Below are 20,147 nucleotides of genomic sequence, written 5' to 3' on the forward strand. Positions count from 1 at the left end.
TCGATCATTCTTCTAAAACCTCATCAATCCTTTCTTGTCAGTATACACAGACGGTAAAACTAATGATTGATGTTAAGCCCGTTTTAAATCAAGTACTCAAGGATGAGTTATGTTTAAATTGAGTAAAACACTACCATTTTTCGCCGTTATATTACTGGCAGCATGTGGTGGTGAATCTGATAACGGAAATGGTGAAGTAGAAACACCAGTCAATTCAACGACAGAGGCTTTGGATCAGTTGGTATCTTCTGGAAAGTATCCTGACTTAGATACTAGTGACACGTTCGCCGGTTTGGTGGTAAATAATCCCCAATGACACGCTAGTTTTTAAGCACATTGCGACTTTGAACTTTACCTATCGCGCAGACTGATACCTTAAAGTCGCTGAACTTGCCATGCAAACGCCTATTAAAATAAGCGTTTGCAACGATGAAAAAAATGCATTATTGCTCACTGATGTTCAATATAACGTCACCGTTGAGCGTGTTGATACATTCCCTAACTATAAATAGCTCTCAAAACTATTGGTCGAGCTTATAATTTCTAAGTCGCAGACTCAGCAGTTTGCATTTCTTTTTCTACCCTTGGGTTGAAATACATGATCTTTCCATCACTCAATCGCTTTAGGTAAGGGTGTAAAGATAAACGCTTGGACTCCAACCATTCAATTGTCTGTTCATGATTTTGATTAAAAAATAATTCACGCACCGGGGATAGAGCAAGTGGTGGTACGTATAAATATTGCTCAATAGATTGCTCGGACTCAACTAATGTTAATCTTTCTATGGGGAAACCTGGCGCTAATATTGTTCTTGCTGAGATAACATCACCATTAGGCATTAAAGGGAGGTGCCCATTGTTGTCCCAGTTAACTAATGCATTATATGATGTAATCGAATAACAAAGGTTTGGACTGCTTTTAGCTGAAAAATCATCCGATTCAGATAAACCATGACAGTGTTTATTGCTCAGCTCATGAGCCAACCAATACCGTGACAAAAAATGTTCGTGACTACTGTCTTCAATAAACATATCTGACTCTGCGGCATTTTTTAATGCGATATGATTTAACTGTGTAACGGCAAGGCTTTGAGACTCCCAATCATCTTTCTTATCAAATGTAGTTACTGTGAATAGCATAGCAGAACCAAGTCTTGGACTATATTCGGTCTTTGATGACCCAAAACCCAGAATATCGATGATAGCATCACCCGCCGTAAGCATACCTAAGGCTCCTGCGGCGAAAGCCGTCGCTTGCCCGACATTCTGAACCGTATTCTTTGGGGCTTCCATGTAAAATTGGTCTAAGTTGTTTGTTTTACGCTCAGGTTTAATCCATGTCAGTGGGTATAATAATCTAGTAGGTTCAGAGAATTTATCTGAGTTCAACGAGTAGCTTTTCGCCTTTTTGGCTTTAATATCGATCGCACTCTCCGGTGTATTAGCGCAGCCTGACAATAATGTTATAGAGGTGATAAGCGAAAGAATTGTTGTTTTTTTCATATTAATATTTCATTCCATTGAACCCCTACAATGTTCAAATAGATCAATTAATTTATAGGGGAATAAGTAAAACACGCTTTTTGTAACATGGTTAAATAAATGCTAAATATTCTTATAGCAGCATGTTGTGCGTGTAAGCAATTGATTAAATGTAAAAAATTATATAGTGGTTATTATGTGCTTCTTCTCGAAAGAGTAAAAGTCCTCCTAAAGTAGGCTTTTCACCAATAGGTATAGCTTTTGAGGTTCTAATGTCGCAAAGTTATGCTTAAGTACAAACGTACTGTTTTCTTGATACAACTAGGCTGCAAGCGCGTAAAATTCATCCCAAACAGATAAGCCATCAGGGTTTTCAAGCTGTCCATTTTTAATCATTGACCACAGCTCCACACCAGCGAGTGTATCTTTGGCGCCTACATCAGATTTCCATCCCTAGTACTGGTGCATTTTGCCGTTCACTCTGCGGTGGCTTTGCTCGACAATGTTGTTCAAATACTTAATTTGAAGGACTTCAATCAAGTTGAGTATCTTCCCCAGCAACCAGAGTTGGACATTGATATTGTGTAGCGCTAACGCATTCGCACTACTCTTATCGAGCACCACCTTGTCTGGTAAGCTGTTATGACCTATCGCCTTATTAAAGAAGGCATGAGCTGCTTTCTTATCACGGTGGTCACACAGTAAGAAATCAATGACGTAACCGTATTTATCAACGTCCCGGTAGTAATATTTCCACGGACCTTTTACGTTTATATACGTCTCGTCCATCCGCCACGAAGAGGCGACGTTTTTTTTCATTTGTCGAGCCCGGTGTTCCAATAAGGGGGCGTACTTGATGACCCCCAGCGGTTGATAGTTGAGTGATCAACATAGGCACCTCGCTCAGCCATGATCTCTTCGATTTCACGATAGCTCAATTTATAAGAGACGTAATAGCGCACAACTAGGAGAATGATCTCGGAAGGAAAGTGGCGGTCAGAAAAGCGGATAATCATTGAGGTCGATCGTTGCGGGTTGAAAGCCAGATTTTAGCTTACGGCATCAGTTTGCGACATAATCCTCTAAAGTGCTATAGCCTAAAAATGTGTTTCGCCATCCTAAACATTTACCCAACACTATTGCTTTTATCGACAAATGAAATATGAGCTTGAGTGAGTATTGTCTATATGTTGAACTATAGAAAAAGGAGGAAATAGAATGGCATTTTTTAGAGGCATTTTTGATACGTTAAAGCAGATATACACCAACCTTGAACGCAGCTTTGTTATCGCGCTAATCATTGCATCAATTATCAAATTTTTGATTATTGATAAAATTTGGTCAGATCAAGGTGTCATTCTTGATTTGCTGATTCTAATGGTTGTGACTTACCACATCGAATTCGTATTGGTTAAACTGTTTAAGGTCTCAAATAAAAAAGGTAATGACAGCTCAACTTGATAACGATATCCGACTCAGGCGTTTATGCGCTTTCAGGTGTTCCAGTGGATCATCGGGGCGACAGATGCCATGCAAAGAACTCATCACTATTTATCGAGCCTGGAGGAACGTACAGGTTAACTCCATTTTATGACATTCTATCCGCTTACCCTTTGCTTGGTGGGAAAGGGAGCAATGTCCGCTCGCTTAAACTGGCTATGAGTTTGAAAGCGACAAAAGGTAAGAAGTATCAACGGGATAAAATTTATGCGCGTCACTTTATTGAAACAGCCCAAAGTGTGGGTTTTCCTGTGGATACGATGAATCAGATTTTAGATGACTTCGTGGAACAACTACCTATTGCTATAGATGTTGTGAGCCGGAAATTACCGCAAGGATTTCCTGAGCATATTTCTTCCGTTGTATTGAATGAGTCAATGAAAAGGATTCGGCGCCTGTCGCTGGGGCGTTAATGAAAATTCTGTATGTTCCATTCCCTCTGAAATGTAAATTGAATTTGAAATTTTACGCTTGCTTATGTTGATTTTTTTCAATGCCAAAACTCAGATTTCTATACACCAGCAGACAAAAAGCGTTTGTCTCATTGAGCGCAAAAAATGTCTCAATGAGATTTAGTTTGAGTTTAAGTTGTTGATTTTATACGGGTGTTAGAGGTGTGTGGGGAGGTGCCTGATAGATCAGGCTGTTTGCATTCATTGTTAAATTTCTTTAAGCATGAGACAATTTGGACTCATTTATGCGTTATTCTTCCTGTCTTCCCGTCTAATTGCCTTTGCTTCCCTGTCAAAGGTTTCAAGTTCATCCATAAACAAACTCATTTTTAGCAAGATATTAAAAAGTACATCCGTAGCGGTGTGAGAAAGCACGGATAGGCGATAGGGGTGAATAGCTGGCTTAATCATGGTGCCTCCTTTTTTCTTCTTTGGTAACATCTTGCTTTTAAAGGTGTTATTAACAGTATAGAAGCATTCGACGGGTTAGCCAGTCACATAGTGCCTTTTTGTTTCAAACTTGTGATGAACAGATGGCAAGTTCATCACAAATTTGAAGTTTGGCTTTATTTAGCGTTGCTCGCTATCGGAAGCCGTTGGTGTTTCTTTGTTTAAGGAGAGTAAGGTACTGACTTTTCTGATAAAGGTAGTAACACGCCAAATATGGCAGATAGCAGTATAGTAGCAGGCAAACATTAGAACGAAGCTGAAAAACATGACACTCTCGCGGATGTTGTTCATTTCACCGATAATACCAATAGCTGCAAAGATAACCGCGACAGAGCAAATGGCCAGTAAGGTCATTTTCGCACTTAGTCCTATGCGTTGGCAGATATGGTGTAAGTGTTCGCGATCCGGTTTGAAGGGGGACTGACCCTTCCTGACTCGGCGGATCATAATGGCGGCCATATCCATTAACGGTAGGGCGATGAGCCACAGCGCTGTCACTGGACGGAAACTGCTTACTTCTGATTGGCTACCTGACAGCAATAGCCAAACGACGGTGAAACCAATCAGCATGCTACCCGCATCACCCATGAATATTTTCAGCCTTCTGCCAAATGGGAAGCCAAGGTTGAGAAGGATGTACGGAAGAGTGGCAAAAACGATCAAAAGGCTGAGTTGGTAGAGGTCACTTTGACCGCCTAAGTCAAACAAGTAGGCCATTGAAGAAAAGGTAATAACAGATAAGCCGCCTAATAAGCCATCGATACCATCGACCATATTAAACGCATTTATTGCACCAGCAACGGCAAGGAAGGTTACAATGATGGCTAAAGCGTTGGTGAAGGTTATATCTCCCCAACCCGATATATTGCCTAGGGTGGTAAGCTGAATGTCACCCAAGCTAACCATCATGAGTGTGATGATGAACTGAATGATTAGCCGTGCTTTTACACTGATATCAAATTTGTCATCAAGTGTACCCGTGGCGATAAGAATTGCAGCAAAGAGCAAATAAAGTACCGTATTGCCCTCAAGATTGGGTGTTAAAAGTAAGAATAGGGCGACGGTGAAAAAGATAGCCAGCCCGCCGACAAGCGGTACGCTACCTTGGTGATGCTTCCTTTCTGATGGCGAGTCAACCAAATTAACTATAATGGCGAACTTTCTTAGCGCAATCAGACAAAAGAATGACACTAATAGAATAGCGGTCAGTCTGCTGTCCATAAATAACCCCTATCATAATTTGACAACTCACGAATATTATACCTGTGGCATATATCATTAAAGTTAAACCTTGTAATGTTAGGATAATTTGAACGTATCTCACAGATTGTAGGGGGAGAGCTGAATCTTTACATTTTAGTTTAGTCACTTTTTTGACACTTTCCATGTGTGATTTTATCCAAGACTGTTTTGCTATGGGTAGCGTTGTGCGAGGTCGTTTGAAGTCACCTTAGCAATAATGTATTTGTGCTAACTATTAACGACTTTTTTTGTGATATGTGCCGAGCATATTTTGGTTAGTGATGTCGTCCCCAACTTATTTGGCGAAGATCAGTATTACTGAATTTTTAAGGACAAGCTTATGCAAATTATCCATCACGGCGCATATCAGGGAGTGACTGGCTCCTGTCATGAACTGCAGTGGGGGGAGTACGGCATATTGATTGACTGCGGTTTGTTTCAGGGCAGTGAAGCTCCTCGTTCATTAAATATTGATTTTCCCGTGGAACATATTCAGGCCTTGGTACTGACCCATTGCCATATTGATCATATTGGGCGTATTCCTTGGCTTTTGGCCGCCGGTTTTCGAGGACCAATTTATGCCACAGAAGCGACGGCGGCGTTGCTGCCGTTGATGCTTGATGACGGTTTGAAAATTCAGCTTAACCTTAATAAAGAGCAGCGCAGTCAGTTTCTTTCCCTGATCAAAAGCCTGCTACGGTCGGTACCGTTCGATTGCCAAGCGCCTGTGACGTTACCTACTGGTGAGCGGCTCGCACTCTATTTTCGCCAAGCGGGGCATATCTTGGGATCCGCCTATGTTGAGGTAGTGCTGCCTGATGACCAAGTTGTGGTGTTTTCTGGCGATCTCGGCCCTTCAAACACACCTTTGCTGGTGGATCCGATCTCTCCCAAGCGGGCTGATGTATTAGTTCTGGAGAGTACTTATGGGAATCGTCAGCACCAGCGACAGACTGAAAGAAGTGAAAACCTTAAACATATCATTGAACAATCATTACTTGATGGCGGGGCGATACTGATCCCGGCTTTTAGTGTTGGACGCACGCAAGAGCTGCTGTTTGATATCGAAAGTTTGATTGCTGAGACATTCTCATCCAACTTACAGGTCAACTCTGGCCATATGAGGTGGCAGGAGCTACCTATTATTCTCGATTCGCCCTTGGCAGATAAAGTCACCAAGCAATACGAGATGTTTAATCGTTTGTGGGAGAAAGAGGCTATGGGTCGGCAAAATACCGGACGCCACCCGCTGTCATTCGAGCAATGTATTACCGTGGATTCTCACTCGCAGCATCTGTCTATTGTTAACCGCCTGCTGTCGACGAAAGAGCCAGCGGTTGTGGTGGCTGCCAGTGGCATGTGCAGCGGAGGGCGCATTTTGAATTACCTCGAAGCGCTGCTACCTGAATCTTGTACGGATGTGGTTATGGTCGGGTATCAGGCTTCCGGTACACTGGGGTACGCTCTTTCTCGTGGAGAGAAAAAGGTTGAAATCAATGGCAAGACAATAGAGGTAAAGGCAAAAATCCATAACTTATCTGGGTATTCGGCACATGCCGATCAATCAGATTTGGTGCAATTTGTTGCGAATATCGAGCAAGGACCAAACAGGATTCACCTTGTACATGGTGATTATCGAGCTCAAACTGAACTCGCTCAAGCTCTGCAGGTTGTGCGTCCGGATTGTGAGATGGTCATAGCGGCTGAGCAGAAAACCACCATTGTCTGATTCTGCACATCATTATGTAATGTAAGCAAAACCATCACTATGTTCTGTTATGTTACTGAGGTACTATCTTTTCTACTAGAATGTACAGATCAGTAAGTAGGACGCGATATCAGGACAAGGGCTGTTATTGCGACTTCTTCTGAATTTATTGAGGTTGAGTAATGAAAGTTACCGTAGCAGGTACAGGGTATGTAGGCCTGTCCAATGCCGTATTGTTGGCACAGCATAATGAAGTCGTAGCACTGGATATTATTCAAGACAAAGTTGACTTGATTAATCAAGCGATCTCACCGATTGAAGACAGGGAAATCTCCCAGTATTTGGCAGAAAAAACGCTGAACTTGAAAGCGACGACGGATAAAGAGTTGGCTTATCAAAATGCGGAATTTGTTATTATCGCTACCCCGACCGACTATGACCCACAGACCAACTACTTTAATACTTCTTCTGTTGAAGCTGTGATCAAAGATGTGATAGCGATTAATCCAAAGGCTGTCATGATCATTAAGTCGACCGTGCCTGTTGGATACACCCAGAGTATTAAAGATGAATTGGGCTGTGACAATGTGATTTTCTCGCCGGAATTTCTGCGCGAAGGCCGGGCACTGTTTGATAACCTGCACCCATCACGCATCATTGTCGGTGAAAAGTCTGAGCGGGCAGAAGTGTTTGCTAACTTGTTGGTGCAAGGTGCAGTGAAAGAAAACATTTCTGTGCTTTACACCGATAGCACCGAAGCTGAAGCGGTTAAACTCTTTTCTAACACTTATCTTGCGATGCGTGTGGCTTACTTTAACGAGTTGGACTCTTACGCAGAAGCTCACGGCTTAGATAGCCGCCAGATCATCGAAGGTGTCGGTCTAGACCCTCGTATCGGTAATCACTACAACAACCCGTCGTTTGGTTACGGTGGCTACTGCCTACCGAAAGATACCAAGCAGTTATTGGCTAACTACCAATCGGTGCCTAACAATATTATTGGCGCGATTGTGGATGCGAACCGCACTCGTAAAGACTTCATTGCTGATTCTATCATTGCGAAGAAACCACAGGTCGTTGGCGTGTACCGCCTGATCATGAAAGCGGGTTCTGATAACTTCCGCGCGTCTTCTATCCAGGGCATCATGAAACGTATCAAGGCCAAAGGGATCCAGGTTGTTGTCTATGAGCCAGTGCTGCAAGAAGAAGAATTCTTCCAGTCTAAAGTGATCACCGATCTTGATGAGTTCAAACAACTCTCTGATGTCATTGTTTCTAACCGCATGGCCGAAGAGTTGGCGGATGTTGCTGACAAGGTTTACACCCGCGATCTGTTTGGGGCGGATTGATAAAACAGGCTATTGGCTAGGAGCGATAGGCTATGGGACTAATATTCAAGGATGAATTATAAAAAGCTGAAAGTATGGAAGGACAGTTATCAGCAGGCGCTGGATGTGTATAAGGCCATTGATAGCTGTAAGGACTACAGCTGGAAGGATCAAATCCGCCGCAGCTGCATATCTGTCCTATCTAATATTGCTGAAGGGGATAAGCGGTTTAGTGATAAAGAGGCTGTGCGTTTTTTCTTTATCGCTAAAGGCTCAAATGGCGAGTTGGCAACACAGTTAATGTTGGCAAGAGACTTGTCATACTTGAGGCCATCCACGGCTAATCCATTAATTCAAAGGACAGGTCATATTTCAGCTCAGCTAGGTGCTTTGATTAGACATAGGCAAAAATCTTATTCATAATCGCCTATCGCCTATCGCCTATCGCCTATCGCCTATCGCCTATCGCCTATCGCCTATCGCCTATCGCCTATCGCCTATCGCCTATCGCCTATCGCCTATCGCCTATCGCCCATTTCTCATTCTCAAGACTGCTCTCAAGACTCCCTTTGTCTTTTTTATCTCCATCTATACTTATAGTCATATCAATAACTATATGTTGCGCTTTGGGGATAGTAATGATGAAGTTTTCACTGGCGGCAATTTTCATCTCGGGCTTTATAAGCCTGTCTGCGTTCGCGGCAGACAATGCATCAACCAGTACTCAGGTAAGGCAGGCACCAACGTCTCAATCTACAGCGACTCAGTCCACTGCCAATCAGCAGCAGGCAAAGTCATCTGTTGAAGCGGCGAGCCAAGAAACCGGTAAAGCAGCGGGTATCGATACCGCATTTGCTGCTTCTGCTGGCGGTATAACCGCAACGGTCTTGGCGGTCGGTGCCGCCGCGGTCGTGATTGGTGTTGCACTTTCTGACTCTGGCGGTGGTGATGACCCAGCTCCTCCAGTAACACAAGCCCAATAGTGGGTTTGGCTAGAGGCTAAAGGCCATGGGCGATCGGCGCCCAACTGCAATTCCCTTGCCTTAATGAAAAGGCAAGGGGACGCTACTCTCCAAAATAGCCAGAATTAAACCTTCTTTCCCTTCACCAATTTTCTCACCCACATCCGTCCCGGATGCAATGCTTCCAGTACAGTGTTAGGTAGCGGTAGCGGATCGCCGCAGATTTGCGAAGCGAGTAGTTCACCAAGCAGTGGGGCTGAGCTCAGGCCGCGAGAGCCCAAACCAATCATTGCATACAGGTTGTGGTAAACCGGTACCTCTTCTGCGTTGTCTTGCTGGTTTATCAAATCAGCATATTGCGTTAGCAGGTTGTCATATTGGCAAACACCACCAACAAATGGCAGATGGTCGCGGCTGGCACAGCGCACGCCGACACGTGCTTGCTCGTTAGACATATCAATGTCTTGCGGCCAGCTTGCTTCAGGCAGGCAATCAACCAAGCGCTGTTTGTTCTCTGTATGCTCTTCAGGGCTGAAGGTTAAATCAGTGCTGCCGCGGCGGTAACTGGCACCGATGCAGTGACTTTCACCGGTGGCATTAACCGGAGTGAGGTAACCATCATAGCAAAGCACGGTTTTCAGCGGGTTCAGTGTCGGGTTGGTTGGAATATGGCTAACCTGACCGCGCACGGAATAGGCCGGAATATCTTGAGTCTGTGGGAACTCGGCAAAACGATGGCCGTTTGCCACAATCACAGTGTTATGCTGGTAACGCTGGCCGTGCTGGTCTGTCAGCAGCCAGCATTGCTCACTTTGATCGCTGTTTTGGTGACCGTCTTGTTGGGTGAGTTGCTGGATGTCGGTGTGAGTTTTAACCTCAAGCAAGCCCATCTCTTGTGCTTGCTCAATCAATGCACGGGTAAGATCCTGCGGGCATAGCCAGCCGCCTAGTGGGTAGTTGACGCTACCATGGCCGGATACAACACCAGTGACTTGCTCAGTTTGGTCGACATCAAGCTGGCGGATAAGCGCCTCAGGAAAGCCGCCGGTCATCATTTTTCCTAGCTTGCTGGTGGCATTGTCATCCCAAGCTAGCTGGGTCACTCCGCACCAGTCATGGGCGAACTCTTTTTGCTTGGCTGCTTGTTCCACAAATTGGCGGGCATAGAGAAATGCAGGGGCAAAAAAGCGCGACAATGCATCATTAGAGCCATTGAGTAATGGGTACACTGCGCCTTGGCGGTTACCGGATGCACCTTCGGCGGGTAGTGCGTCGGCACAATATAGGGTGGTTTTAATCCCGCGCCGTGCAAGTGCTATTGCTGTTGTCGCCGAGCCAACGCCGCCGCCGATAATGGCGACCTCAGTTGCTTGTTCGTTCTTATCATTGGCCGATTTGCGACAGTACCAAGGTTTAACGTTACTGCCGTATTTGCGCTCGGTCACGCAGCCAGCCAGCATATCTCGCTTGGTGCCAAAGCCTTTGACTTTTTTCATGTCAAAACCGGCTTCAATGAGGCCGCGGCGAACAAAACCTGCTGCCGTGAACGTTGCTGTGCTGCAGCCGACACGGGCCAGTTTTGCCATTCCGTTGAACAGATCTTGATTCCACATTTCAGGGTTTTTGCTAGGGGCAAAGCCGTCAAGGAACCACGCATCGACGATACCGTCATTATTCGTCCATACTTGTGGCATACAGTCTTTGATATCACCAAACCACAGGTCGAGGGTGATCATACCGTCTTCCAACACAATACGGTGGCAATCGGCCACAGCCGGTGGGTAATGGGCATGAAGTTGGCTCGCTAAGTCAGCCAGCTCAGGCCACGACTGGTGAGCCTTGATCAGGTCGTCCTTGGTCACCGGGAACTTTTCAAAGCTGATGAAATGCAGCTCTTTGGTGGTGGCATCCGGATGTGCTTGACGGAAGGCTTTGAACCACTGCCAGACGGCAAGGAAATTGAGGCCGGTTCCGAACCCTGTTTCAGCAACCACAAAGCGGCGGCGGTCGAAAGATTCCCAACGCGAAGGCAAGCCATTTTGGTGCAGGAACACGTAGCGTGTTTCTTCTAACCCATTGGCGTTGGAGAAGTACACATCGTCAAAGTCATTAGACACAGGCGTGCCTGATTCATTCCAGTCCAGTACGGCATGTTCGATTTTTGCCGAGTTTTTTTCGTTCTGGGACGGTTTATCTGTATCAGACGGCATTTGGGCTTTATCAGACAAGGGGGAAGCCTCATAGTTGGTGTAACGGGTATTTTTCCGAAGATTGTACCCGATCAACAGGAAAGCTGACCACTTTTGACAGATAAACCCGTTATTATCGTCAGCGTTATACCCAAGTTACCTCTGGTTGTTGATTGTTTATACAGAGGTTATTTGGGTATAAATGACAGTAGGAATTCATCATGAAACGAGCCGTAATTACAGGCATGGGTATTGTGTCCAGCATTGGTAACAACGTTAAAGAAGTGCTGGAGTCATTGAAAACGGGTAAATCCGGTATCAACTTCTCTGAACAATTTGCAGAAATGAAGCTGCGCAGTAATGTTTGGGGCGATTTGAAAATGACCCCTTCAGAACATATCGATCGTAAGAAGATGCGTTTCATGGGCGATGCTGCCGCTTTTGCTTATCTTTCTATGGAACAAGCCATTGAAGACTCTGGCCTAACGGAAGATCAGGTATCAAATGACCGAACTGGCCTTGTTGCGGGTTCTGGTGGGGCGTCTTCTTATAACCAGGTTGCAGCCGTCGATATTCTGCGCGAGAAGGGCGTGAAGCGTGTGGGGCCTTATATGGTACCGCGTACGATGTCTTCAACGGTTTCTGCTTGTTTGGCGACACCGTTTAAAATCCGTGGTGTGAACTACACCATGAGCTCTGCGTGTGCAACGTCTGCTCACTGTATCGGCCATGCACTTGAACTGATTCAACTCGGCAAGCAAGACGTCGTGTTTGCGGGTGGTGGTGAAGAGCTCGATTGGTCTTTGACCATGATGTTCGATGCCATGGGCGCACTCTCTACCAAGTACAACGACGATCCATCGAAAGCATCACGTACTTATGATGCAGACCGTGACGGTTTCGTTATCTCTGGTGGTGGCGGCATGTTGGTTGTCGAAGAGCTGGAGCATGCATTGGCTCGCGGCGCGAAAATCTACGGCGAGATCGTCGGCTATGGCGCAACCTCTGACGGCTACGACATGGTAGCGCCATCGGGCGAAGGCGCGGTGCGTTGTATGAAGATGGCGATGCAAAATGTTGACAACATCGATTACATCAATACCCACGGTACATCAACGCCAGTCGGTGATGTGAAAGAGCTTGGCGCTATCCAAGAGCTATTTGGTGATAACAGCCCAGCGATTTCAGCCACCAAGGCGATGACCGGCCACGCATTGGGTGCGGCGGGGGTTCACGAAGCGATTTACTCAACCTTGATGTTAGAAAACAGCTTTGTTGCACCAAGCATCAACATTGATAACTTAGACGAAGCGGCTGCGGGTCTTGATATCGTGACTGAAAAGCGCGACCAAGAGTTGAAGACGGTGATGTCCAACAGCTTCGGTTTCGGTGGCACCAATGCCACACTGGTTATCAAGAAGTACGAAGCTTAACCGACTTTTGTCATTTTCCAGGGGTGGCACTGACTAAGGTACTCAGCTAGAAAGCCTTTTGCGGGGACTGCTCTAACTGTTATATGACCTTGAGTCAGTGCCTAAAAAAACAGACGCGACATCGGCTGTGTGAATAGTATTTTCTTTTGCGGGAGCTGTCTATGATCCCAGTCGGTGTTTTATTTCCTGGACGTTCGCCCAGCAGACTTTTTCTGCTGGGCTTTTTTATGGGAAAGAGCTTGGCTGATAGGCTAAAGCGGCCAGAGGCTAGAGGAAAAGCAAGAGCATAAGCAAGAGCATAAGCTTGACATGGTTAGACTCTTGCAAACTATCTGGATCGCCCATCGCCCATCGCCCATCGCCCATCGCCCATCGCCCATCGCCCATCGCCCATCGCCCATCGCCCATCGCCCATCGCCCATCGCCCATCGCCCATCGCCCATCGCCCATCGCCCATCGCCCATCGCCCATCGCCCATCGCCCATCGCCCATCGCCCATCGCCCATCGCCCATCGCCCATCGCCCATCGCCCATCGCCCATCGCCCATTGCCCATCACCTCCCAATCTAATAGCATTCCTCTAAACAGAACCGCTTTATAAGGAAACCGACCCATGAAAATCCTCATTGACGAGAACATGCCTTATGCCGAGGCGCTATTTAGCCAGTTGGGCGAAGTGATCAGCAAACCGGGCAGAACAATGACCGCTGAGGATTTGGTGGATATTGATGCGCTGATGATCCGCTCGGTGACCAAGGTCAATGAAGCCTTGTTGACCAAGGCGAATAAGCTCAAGTTTGTCGGCACCGCAACAGCCGGCCAAGATCATGTTAATGAAGCGACATTGGCTGCCAAAGGTATCGCCTTTACCGCTGCGCCGGGCTGTAACAAGGTGGGTGTGGCTGAATATGTATTGAGTAGCCTGATGGTGCTTGGCCAGCAGCAGGGATTTTCTATTTTTGACAAAAAGGTAGGGATCATAGGTGCCGGCAATGTCGGTAGTTACCTTGCCCAATGTTTGGAAGCGCTCGGGATCCCGTATTTGCTTAATGATCCAATCAAACAGCAACAAGGTGATAGCAGGACTTTCCATTCGCTAGACGACATTCGCTTGCAATGTGATGTCATCACCATGCATACACCGATCACCCGTGATGGCGAGTACCCGACCCATCATTTGGTCGATGATACTTTCCTCGCAGATTTACAATCAGGTGCAATACTGATCAATGCGGCCCGTGGCCCGGTAGTGGATAACCTCGCCCTCAAACGCGCTCTGCAGCAGAGCCAATCAGGAGAGGGCAAGAAGCTGACGGCTGTTTTGGATGTATTCGAACACGAGCCGCAGGTTGATCTCGAACTATTGCCACTGCTGGCTTTTGCTACTCCGCATGTTGCTGGCTATGGCTTAGAGGGTAAGGCACGCGGCACCACTATGGTTTATAACAGCTATTGCCAATTCCTTGGCTTAGAGCAGCAGGTTACCGCTGCTAGCTTGTTGCCGATCGCTCCAGTACCACAGGTCAGCCTGAGCCAAGAGTGGGATGAGTCGACGCTATTTAGCCTGACCCAGATTGTCTATGATGTGCGCCGTGATGATGGCTTGTTCCGCCGTGAAATGGGTCAAACGGCAGAGGGGAGCCCGGAAATGGCGACTGCTTTCGACCGGATGCGCAAAAATTACTGGGATCGCCGTGAATATAGCGCGATTACAGTAGCGGGCGAGGCCCATTTTGGGGTAGAGTCGCTGGCTAAATTAGGTTTTACAGTAGAGGAAAGGCCATGAGCCAGGAATTTGATATTGCAGTACTCGGTGCGACCGGCGCTGTCGGCGAAGCCATTGTGGAAGTTCTTGAGGAACGCAATTTTCCTGTTCGCAATCTCTATTTATTAGCTTCTGAGCGTAGTGCGGGCAAAGTCTTGCGCTTCAAAGGTAAGTCTGTACGGGTCAAAAACGTTGAAGATTTCGACTGGAGCCAAGTCCAGCTTGCTATCTTCTCTGCCGGTGCAGAAGCGTCTGAGCGCTGGGCGCCAGCCGCTGCCGATTACGGTGTGGTTGTTATCGACAACACGTCCCGCTTCCGCTACGACTACGATGTACCTTTGGTGATCCCTGAGGTAAACCCGCACGCGATTGCGGAGTATCGTAACCGCAATATTATTGCTAACCCGAATTGTTCGACGATCCAGATGCTGGTCGCGCTGAAGCCGATCCACGAAGCATACGGTATCGAGCGTATTAATGTGGCGACATACCAGTCGGTATCGGGCACGGGTAAAAAAGGTGTTGATGAGCTTGCGGGTCAAACGGCTAAGTTGTTAAACGGCCTGCCAGCGGAAACCAAGGTTTACGACAAGCAGATTGCGTTTAACTGCTTGCCACATATCGATGAGTTCATGGATAACGGCTACACCAAAGAAGAAATGAAAATGGTGTGGGAAACCCAGAAAATTTTGGGTGATGACAATATCCGTGTTAACCCGACTTGTGTTCGTGTGCCTGTATTCTACGGCCATGCCGAAGCGGTTCACGTCGAAACTTGCCAGCCGGTACATATCGAAGAAGCGATTAGCTTGTTGGAAAGTGCCGAAGGTATTGAAGTCTTCCATGGTAATGACTACCCGACTCAGGTTAGTGATGCGACCGGCAAAGACCACGTGATGGTTGCCCGTATCCGTGAAGATATCAGCCACCCTTGTGGCCTGAACATGTGGGTGGTTGCCGATAATGTCCGTAAAGGTGCGGCGACCAACAGTGTACAGATCGCAGAAAAGCTGATTGAAGAGTATTTATAATCAGGCTAGAGGCTAGAGGCTAGAGGCTAGAGGCTAGAGGAAGAGCCAAAGAAGAAGCAAGAGTTTGACATGGTCAGGCTCTTGTAATCAATCGCCCATCGCCCATCGCCCATCGCTGCTGTTGTATTTTCAACTTGCTGAATCTACGTAGGTCACCAATAGTGCGACCTTGCTCCCGACTTCATGATTAGGTGGAGATGTCACGCTCAAGATTATTGTGAATAGGCCGAAATTAAATAATCTTGTATCATATTGCTGTGCACATGCATTTTATATTGATGCCGTGTGCTATGCATTCTTAGCTATTTTCCTGCCAAAGAGGATGACAGGCAGTGTCTGATCTTTCGACGATGATAAAACGTTTTTTCCTGCCGGTAATATTTTCCACCGCTGTGATATATTCTCCAGTCCACGCGAATACCGTTCGTATTACTGGGCCAACCCAAGGCGTACAGCCTACAGCTTCTTCATTGCCAGCTAATACCGGATCGTCTACACAGTCGTCTGCTAATGCTTTGCGCTATGGGCCTACTACCAATACTGAAACCTTGTGGTCGATTGCAACTCGCTATCGGCCGAATAATCAAGTTTCTATTTATCAGGTTATCGGCGCTATCTTCCGCCAGAACCCACAGGCATTTGAAAATAGCAATATTCACGGCTTGGTTCCGGGTAGCATGTTGGCTATCCCGACAGAAGCACAAATGCGTCGTGAAAGTATCGATGTGGTTAAGCAGCGTTTGGAAGCCGATCAGCGCACTCCTTCTCGGAGCCAGACTCGAACGGCGGCCACGCCACCACCGGTAACGACGCCGCAACCGACTGCAGCGAAGCCTGAGCCTAGACCTGAGCCCGTTGCTCAAGCACCTAAGCCTGTAGTGCAAGCACCTGAACCTCAAGTGAAAGAGGTTGCTGCGGCTCCGAAACCTGCTCCTAAAGCGACTCAGGACGCTTCACCGAAAACCGCGCCGGCAGTTGTCGCGCAGGTGCAGGATAAGCCGGAGCTTGTGGTTGAAACCGTAGTTAAAGCGTCAGAGGCTGCGCCAAAAGCGCCACTGATCCCACCTAAACCGACAGCCTTGCAAGTCCAGTTGGATGCCTCTGACGAGCAGATGACCAAACTTCTCGAGAGCAATCATTTGCTGCGTGTGCGTCTTGCCGAGATGCAGCACGAAGTGTCGGCATTGAAGCAACAACTGACCGACGATGAAGTGCTGCGGGAGCAGATCAAAGGTTTTATTGACCAACAGCGTGCGATGCAAGCACAAGTGGTTGAGCCGCAACCTAGCTTGTTCGACCGTATGATTTCCAGCCCATTGATGTTAGCGGCAATGGCATTGATCCCTGGCGCGTTGATAGCGGGGTTACTGGCTTACTTCCTGCTTGGCCGTAAGCGCGAAGTTGAAGATGATGTGAAGTCATTGGATGCCCCGCAAAGCCAAGACAAAGCCGCAATGATGCCTCCGCCGTCACCTATGCCGGCCGATGGCGAAGATGTGCCGAGCCTGACACTGGGTGACGACGAAGAACTTGATGATCTGTTCGGTGATGATGACTCCCTGTTCGATGATCCTGAAAGTAGCTTGTTTGGCCAAGAGTCCTCTCTGGCTTCGAAGGAAGACAGTAATGGCTTTGATATTGCTGGCGATATCGGCGGTAATCTTGGTGCGAGCAGTATTTCAGTCAATAGTGATGATGATGCTATTGGTCTGGAAGATATGGAGCGGGCACTGGATGAAATGGACAAGAAGCCTGAGCCGAGCCCTGATGAAGAGTTGGCGGCAATGTGGGAGCAGTCACTGCAGGCTGATGACGACGACGAAGATAGCTTTGACCTGTCTTATGATGGTGATGACTTGTCTTATGACAGTGGTGATCTGGACGCATCGCTGGAATCGTCGGCTGATGGAGATCAGATTGTTGATCAGGCTATGCTGGATGAATTGTTCTCTTCTGCAGCCAGTGATGAGGTGCAAGCGTTAGACTCGCAGCCGGAGCAGATGGTCGGTCAAGATGAGCTGGATGCCTTATTTGATAGCATTGACGTCGATAGCATTGATGTAAATAACGCCGTTATCGATGCTAATGCAGTCAATAGCGCACAATCCGAGCAGGCAGCGGTTGATCAGGCTTTAGCCGATATCGAGTTGATGGCCTCGCCTGCAATGGATGGTGATTTTTCATCAATGCTTGATGACGCTGTCGTCAATGCAGCGGATGTGTCGGTCAGCGATCCGACGGCGCTTCTCGATGAACTGCTTGATGATGAAGACAGCCTCACTTCCGAAATTGAATTGGAAGAAGACAGTACAGCATTGCTTGATGAACTGCTCGATGAGCCGGATACGGACAGCTTGTTGGCCAGTCACGGTATTGAAATCGATGAAAATAGCACTGAGCTATTGGATGAGTTGTTGGCCGATGCTGAGGATTTTGATGAAGCAGAGGTCGAGGAAAAAGGGTCCGATACTCTCGATCTTGATATACCCGAGCTTAGCGTCGCTGTAGAAGATCCATTGATGCTGGATGACATCAGCATTGAAGAGGAGAGCACTGAGCGACTTGATGACATTCTGGACCAACATACCGAAACCGACCAACCTGCTGATGCTGATGCTGATGCTGATGCTGATGCTGATGCTGATGCGACTGAGGTCGAGGGGCGTGTCGCTGTTGAGCCGGAAGTATTAGCCAAAGAGCCAGAAACTTTAGCTCAAGAGCCAGAAATTGACGAAATTGAACAGCTTCTTGCTTCGGCTGATGCCGCCATGCTGGATGCTGTAGAGCCGGACGACAGCGCTGAAATTGACGCTATCGGTCAAACGGTTGAACAGTTGCTTGAGAGTCTAGAGGCTGGCGAACAGGCTGGTAGCAAAGAGCTGCAGGTCGATAGCGAAGAGATCATCCTTGATGAGCCTGCTTTCGACTTTGCAGCGGACACTCAGCAGTCACAAGTTCACGAAGTGTCACAAGGTGAACCTGACGCCCAAGAGCTAGAAAGCCCAGACGAGCAAGAGAATAAGACCTCAGAGCACAGTGAGCACAACAGCGAAGAGTTCCCTATTTTTGATGAGGAAACTCTGCTAGCAGAGCTTGATGAGGCTCCTCGGATTGAGAATGTTGCCCAGCAAGCCTCTGAAGAGCCGGTGAAGCACGAGTTCGATGATGCACCGTTGACACTCGATGATCTGCCAGAGTTCGATGAAGAGGCCGCATTTAACGATCCGGATGTAGAGCTGCAGCAAGAACAAGTACTGAGCGAAGACGATGAGCAAGCAATGCTTGATAATATCGTTCGTCAGTTACAGCAGGCAGCAGAAGCGGCAGAGAAACCTCAAGTAAATGAAGAGCCTTTGGATGCTGTAGTGGCAGAACAATACGTTCAGCCCGAGCAACAAGCACCCGCTAGCCCTTATTCACTTCATGGCCACCCGGATATTGAGTTTGAAACTCTGGATCCGGCTAGTCTGCCTGAGTTTAATGAGGATGAAGCCCTACAGGCTTCATTCGATGAGCAGCATGAACTAGAGCAATATGAAGTCGAGCAAGGCTTCAAACCGCAAGCGGCCGCTTCACAAACGCCTGTATCGCAAGCTGCTGCTCCACAAGCTCCTGAGCCACAAGCCCTTGAGTCTGTTGTCACGCCAGAGCCTGCAATGGCAGAAGCTTTGGCTCCAGCCGCGCAACTGAGCGATGAGTTTGTCGATTCGGCAGGGCTGGATATGGATGCACTGCTAAACGACCCCGAACTGCAAGCAGACTGGGAGCGTGAGCAGCTGGTGGGCCGTTCGGAAAATGTAACTGGCGATAGCGCTGTAGACGACTTGTCAGCAGAAGAGAGTGAAATTTGGGCGGCGAGTAACCCTGCACCCGAACTTGAAGGTGAGGACTGGGAGGATCAACCAGAGATGAATGTCGAAGACGTGCCAGCCTTCGACGAAGATGATCTTATGGTTGATAACGGTGCCGATTCTGAAATGCTGTTTGTGGGTGAGGTCAACGAACCTCAGCCAGCGATGGAAGAAGCGGCCAGTGAGTTAGTCGATGAGTCTCCGGTTGCAGAGCCTGTTCACCGCCAAGCACCTGACGCGTCTTACATCAGTATTGATGAGCTGATGAAGGATCTTGATGGTGAGGAGCCTAATAGTGAATTGGATGAAGCACCGCTGAACCTTGATGTCGGTTTGGATGAGTTCCCTGATGTGCTGGCCGATATTGGTAGTTTGGATATCGACAGCCAAGGTGAGTTTGCCAGTAAGCTTGATTTGGCCAAAGCGTACCTTGAGATGAATGATAGCGAAGGTGCGCGCGGGTTACTCGAAGACGTTGCCCAAGGTGACAACGGTGAGTTGCAGCTAGAGGCGAAAAGCCTGTTGGCGAAGTTGAGGTAAAACGTGGCGATAGGCTAAAGCGGCCATAGGCTAGTGGAAGAGCGAAGAGAAGAAACAAGAGCTTGACATGGTCAGGCTCTTGCAAAAAATTTGCATCGCCCATCGCCCATCGCCCATCGCCCATCGCCCATCGCCCATCGCCCATCGCCCATCGCCCATCGCCCATCGCCCATCGCCCATCGCCCATCGCCCATCGCCCATCGCCCATCGCCCA

16 protein-coding genes and 2 pseudogenes are annotated in these 20,147 nt (G+C 47.6%); 11 read left to right on the plus strand and 7 right to left on the minus strand.

The window, feature by feature from the left end:
* Positions 1-109: 109 nt before the first annotated feature.
* The gene (locus NHN17_RS22065) at positions 110-316 is read left to right on the plus strand and encodes a hypothetical protein (RefSeq protein WP_255044804.1); all 207 of its coding nucleotides are present in this window, start codon (positions 110-112) and stop codon (positions 314-316) included.
* Positions 317-543: 227 nt separating this feature from the next.
* Here the strand turns inward: NHN17_RS22065 and NHN17_RS22070 are convergent, their stop codons facing one another.
* Positions 544-1,503: a hypothetical protein gene (locus NHN17_RS22070; RefSeq protein WP_255044805.1), complete on the minus strand. Its 960-nt coding sequence runs from the start codon at positions 1,501-1,503 to the stop codon at positions 544-546.
* A 432-nt stretch (positions 1,504-1,935) separates the two neighbouring features.
* Positions 1,936-2,498 (minus strand): annotated as a pseudogene (locus NHN17_RS22075) (IS6 family transposase).
* Positions 2,499-2,700: 202 nt separating this feature from the next.
* On the opposite strand from NHN17_RS22075, the gene NHN17_RS22080 reads away from it, so the two are divergent.
* Together NHN17_RS22080 and NHN17_RS22085 are read left to right on the plus strand one after the other, a co-directional pair.
* Complete coding sequence (locus tag NHN17_RS22080) at positions 2,701-2,943, plus strand: hypothetical protein (RefSeq protein WP_255044806.1); 243 nt, start codon at positions 2,701-2,703, stop codon at positions 2,941-2,943.
* A gap of 18 nt (positions 2,944-2,961) precedes the next feature.
* Positions 2,962-3,395 (plus strand): annotated as a pseudogene (locus tag NHN17_RS22085) (HipA domain-containing protein); the annotation flags it as partial.
* Positions 3,396-3,677: 282 nt separating this feature from the next.
* Here NHN17_RS22085 and NHN17_RS22090 read toward each other — a convergent pair.
* Positions 3,678-3,845 carry a hypothetical protein gene (locus tag NHN17_RS22090; RefSeq protein WP_255044808.1) on the minus strand — a complete coding sequence of 56 codons (168 nt, stop codon included), beginning with the start codon at positions 3,843-3,845 and terminating at the stop codon, positions 3,678-3,680.
* A gap of 159 nt (positions 3,846-4,004) precedes the next feature.
* The gene (gene wecA, locus NHN17_RS22095; RefSeq protein ID WP_255044809.1) at positions 4,005-5,105 is read right to left on the minus strand and encodes a UDP-N-acetylglucosamine--undecaprenyl-phosphate N-acetylglucosaminephosphotransferase; all 1,101 of its coding nucleotides are present in this window, start codon (positions 5,103-5,105) and stop codon (positions 4,005-4,007) included.
* A 361-nt stretch (positions 5,106-5,466) separates the two neighbouring features.
* Between wecA and NHN17_RS22100 the strand changes: the two genes are divergently transcribed.
* The 4 genes from NHN17_RS22100 (at position 5,467) to NHN17_RS22115 (ending at position 9,145) form a co-directional block, all read left to right on the plus strand.
* Entirely contained in the window at positions 5,467-6,855 is a 1,389-nt protein-coding gene (locus NHN17_RS22100) for an MBL fold metallo-hydrolase RNA specificity domain-containing protein (protein WP_255044810.1), read from the plus strand.
* Between the two features lie 161 nt (positions 6,856-7,016).
* Entirely contained in the window at positions 7,017-8,183 is a 1,167-nt protein-coding gene (locus tag NHN17_RS22105; RefSeq protein ID WP_255044811.1) for a nucleotide sugar dehydrogenase, read from the plus strand.
* A gap of 51 nt (positions 8,184-8,234) precedes the next feature.
* A complete protein-coding gene (locus NHN17_RS22110; RefSeq protein WP_255044813.1) occupies positions 8,235-8,585 on the plus strand; it encodes a four helix bundle protein in 351 nt (116 codons plus the stop codon).
* 215 nt (positions 8,586-8,800) lie between these two features.
* The gene (locus NHN17_RS22115; RefSeq protein ID WP_255044814.1) at positions 8,801-9,145 is read left to right on the plus strand and encodes a hypothetical protein; all 345 of its coding nucleotides are present in this window, start codon (positions 8,801-8,803) and stop codon (positions 9,143-9,145) included.
* Between the two features lie 104 nt (positions 9,146-9,249).
* On the opposite strand, the gene mnmC is transcribed toward NHN17_RS22115, so the two are convergent.
* Complete coding sequence (gene mnmC / locus NHN17_RS22120) at positions 9,250-11,334, minus strand: bifunctional tRNA (5-methylaminomethyl-2-thiouridine)(34)-methyltransferase MnmC2/FAD-dependent 5-carboxymethylaminomethyl-2-thiouridine(34) oxidoreductase MnmC1 (protein WP_255044822.1); 2,085 nt, start codon at positions 11,332-11,334, stop codon at positions 9,250-9,252.
* Between the two features lie 200 nt (positions 11,335-11,534).
* On the opposite strand from mnmC, the gene fabB reads away from it, so the two are divergent.
* On the plus strand, positions 11,535-12,746 hold the full coding sequence (fabB, locus tag NHN17_RS22125) for a beta-ketoacyl-ACP synthase I (RefSeq protein WP_255044815.1): 1,212 nt from the start codon (positions 11,535-11,537) through the stop codon (positions 12,744-12,746).
* Positions 12,747-13,013: 267 nt separating this feature from the next.
* On the opposite strand, the gene NHN17_RS22130 is transcribed toward fabB, so the two are convergent.
* Complete coding sequence (locus NHN17_RS22130; protein ID WP_255044816.1) at positions 13,014-13,361, minus strand: hypothetical protein; 348 nt, start codon at positions 13,359-13,361, stop codon at positions 13,014-13,016.
* Between NHN17_RS22130 and NHN17_RS22135 the strand changes: the two genes are divergently transcribed.
* The 3 genes from NHN17_RS22135 to NHN17_RS22145 all read left to right on the plus strand — a co-directional run bounded on the left by NHN17_RS22135 (position 13,360) and on the right by NHN17_RS22145 (position 19,933).
* A complete protein-coding gene (locus NHN17_RS22135; RefSeq protein WP_255044817.1) occupies positions 13,360-14,532 on the plus strand; it encodes a 4-phosphoerythronate dehydrogenase in 1,173 nt (390 codons plus the stop codon). The two genes, NHN17_RS22130 and NHN17_RS22135, sit on opposite strands and share 2 nt — an antisense overlap.
* Complete coding sequence (locus NHN17_RS22140; protein ID WP_255044818.1) at positions 14,529-15,542, plus strand: aspartate-semialdehyde dehydrogenase; 1,014 nt, start codon at positions 14,529-14,531, stop codon at positions 15,540-15,542. Before NHN17_RS22135 ends, NHN17_RS22140 begins: the two co-directional genes overlap by 4 nt.
* A 332-nt stretch (positions 15,543-15,874) precedes the next feature.
* The gene (locus tag NHN17_RS22145; RefSeq protein WP_255044819.1) at positions 15,875-19,933 is read left to right on the plus strand and encodes a FimV/HubP family polar landmark protein; all 4,059 of its coding nucleotides are present in this window, start codon (positions 15,875-15,877) and stop codon (positions 19,931-19,933) included.
* Positions 19,934-19,963: 30 nt separating this feature from the next.
* Here NHN17_RS22145 and NHN17_RS22150 read toward each other — a convergent pair.
* On the minus strand, positions 19,964-20,147 hold a 184-nt coding region (locus NHN17_RS22150; RefSeq protein WP_255044821.1), incomplete at its 5' end, for a hypothetical protein.

Origin of the sequence: Photobacterium pectinilyticum, from assembly GCF_024357955.1 — a bacterium.
Lineage (GTDB): Bacteria > Pseudomonadota > Gammaproteobacteria > Enterobacterales > Vibrionaceae > Photobacterium > Photobacterium pectinilyticum.

Bases quoted from the DNA above. Each gene is read 5' to 3' on its own strand.
- NHN17_RS22065 (WP_255044804.1), top strand. From the start codon at position 110: ATGTTTAAATTGAGTAAAACACTACCATTTTTCGCCGTTATATTACTG.
- NHN17_RS22070 (WP_255044805.1), bottom strand. From the start codon at position 1,503: ATGAAAAAAACAACAATTCTTTCGCTTATCACCTCTATAACATTATTG.
- NHN17_RS22080 (WP_255044806.1), top strand. From the start codon at position 2,701: ATGGCATTTTTTAGAGGCATTTTTGATACGTTAAAGCAGATATACACC.
- NHN17_RS22090 (WP_255044808.1), bottom strand. From the start codon at position 3,845: ATGATTAAGCCAGCTATTCACCCCTATCGCCTATCCGTGCTTTCTCAC.
- wecA (WP_255044809.1), bottom strand. From the start codon at position 5,105: ATGGACAGCAGACTGACCGCTATTCTATTAGTGTCATTCTTTTGTCTG.
- NHN17_RS22100 (WP_255044810.1), top strand. From the start codon at position 5,467: ATGCAAATTATCCATCACGGCGCATATCAGGGAGTGACTGGCTCCTGT.
- NHN17_RS22105 (WP_255044811.1), top strand. From the start codon at position 7,017: ATGAAAGTTACCGTAGCAGGTACAGGGTATGTAGGCCTGTCCAATGCC.
- NHN17_RS22110 (WP_255044813.1), top strand. From the start codon at position 8,235: ATGAATTATAAAAAGCTGAAAGTATGGAAGGACAGTTATCAGCAGGCG.
- NHN17_RS22115 (WP_255044814.1), top strand. From the start codon at position 8,801: ATGATGAAGTTTTCACTGGCGGCAATTTTCATCTCGGGCTTTATAAGC.
- mnmC (WP_255044822.1), bottom strand. From the start codon at position 11,334: ATGCCGTCTGATACAGATAAACCGTCCCAGAACGAAAAAAACTCGGCA.
- fabB (WP_255044815.1), top strand. From the start codon at position 11,535: ATGAAACGAGCCGTAATTACAGGCATGGGTATTGTGTCCAGCATTGGT.
- NHN17_RS22135 (WP_255044817.1), top strand. From the start codon at position 13,360: ATGAAAATCCTCATTGACGAGAACATGCCTTATGCCGAGGCGCTATTT.
- NHN17_RS22130 (WP_255044816.1), bottom strand. From the start codon at position 13,361: ATGGGTCGGTTTCCTTATAAAGCGGTTCTGTTTAGAGGAATGCTATTA.
- NHN17_RS22140 (WP_255044818.1), top strand. From the start codon at position 14,529: ATGAGCCAGGAATTTGATATTGCAGTACTCGGTGCGACCGGCGCTGTC.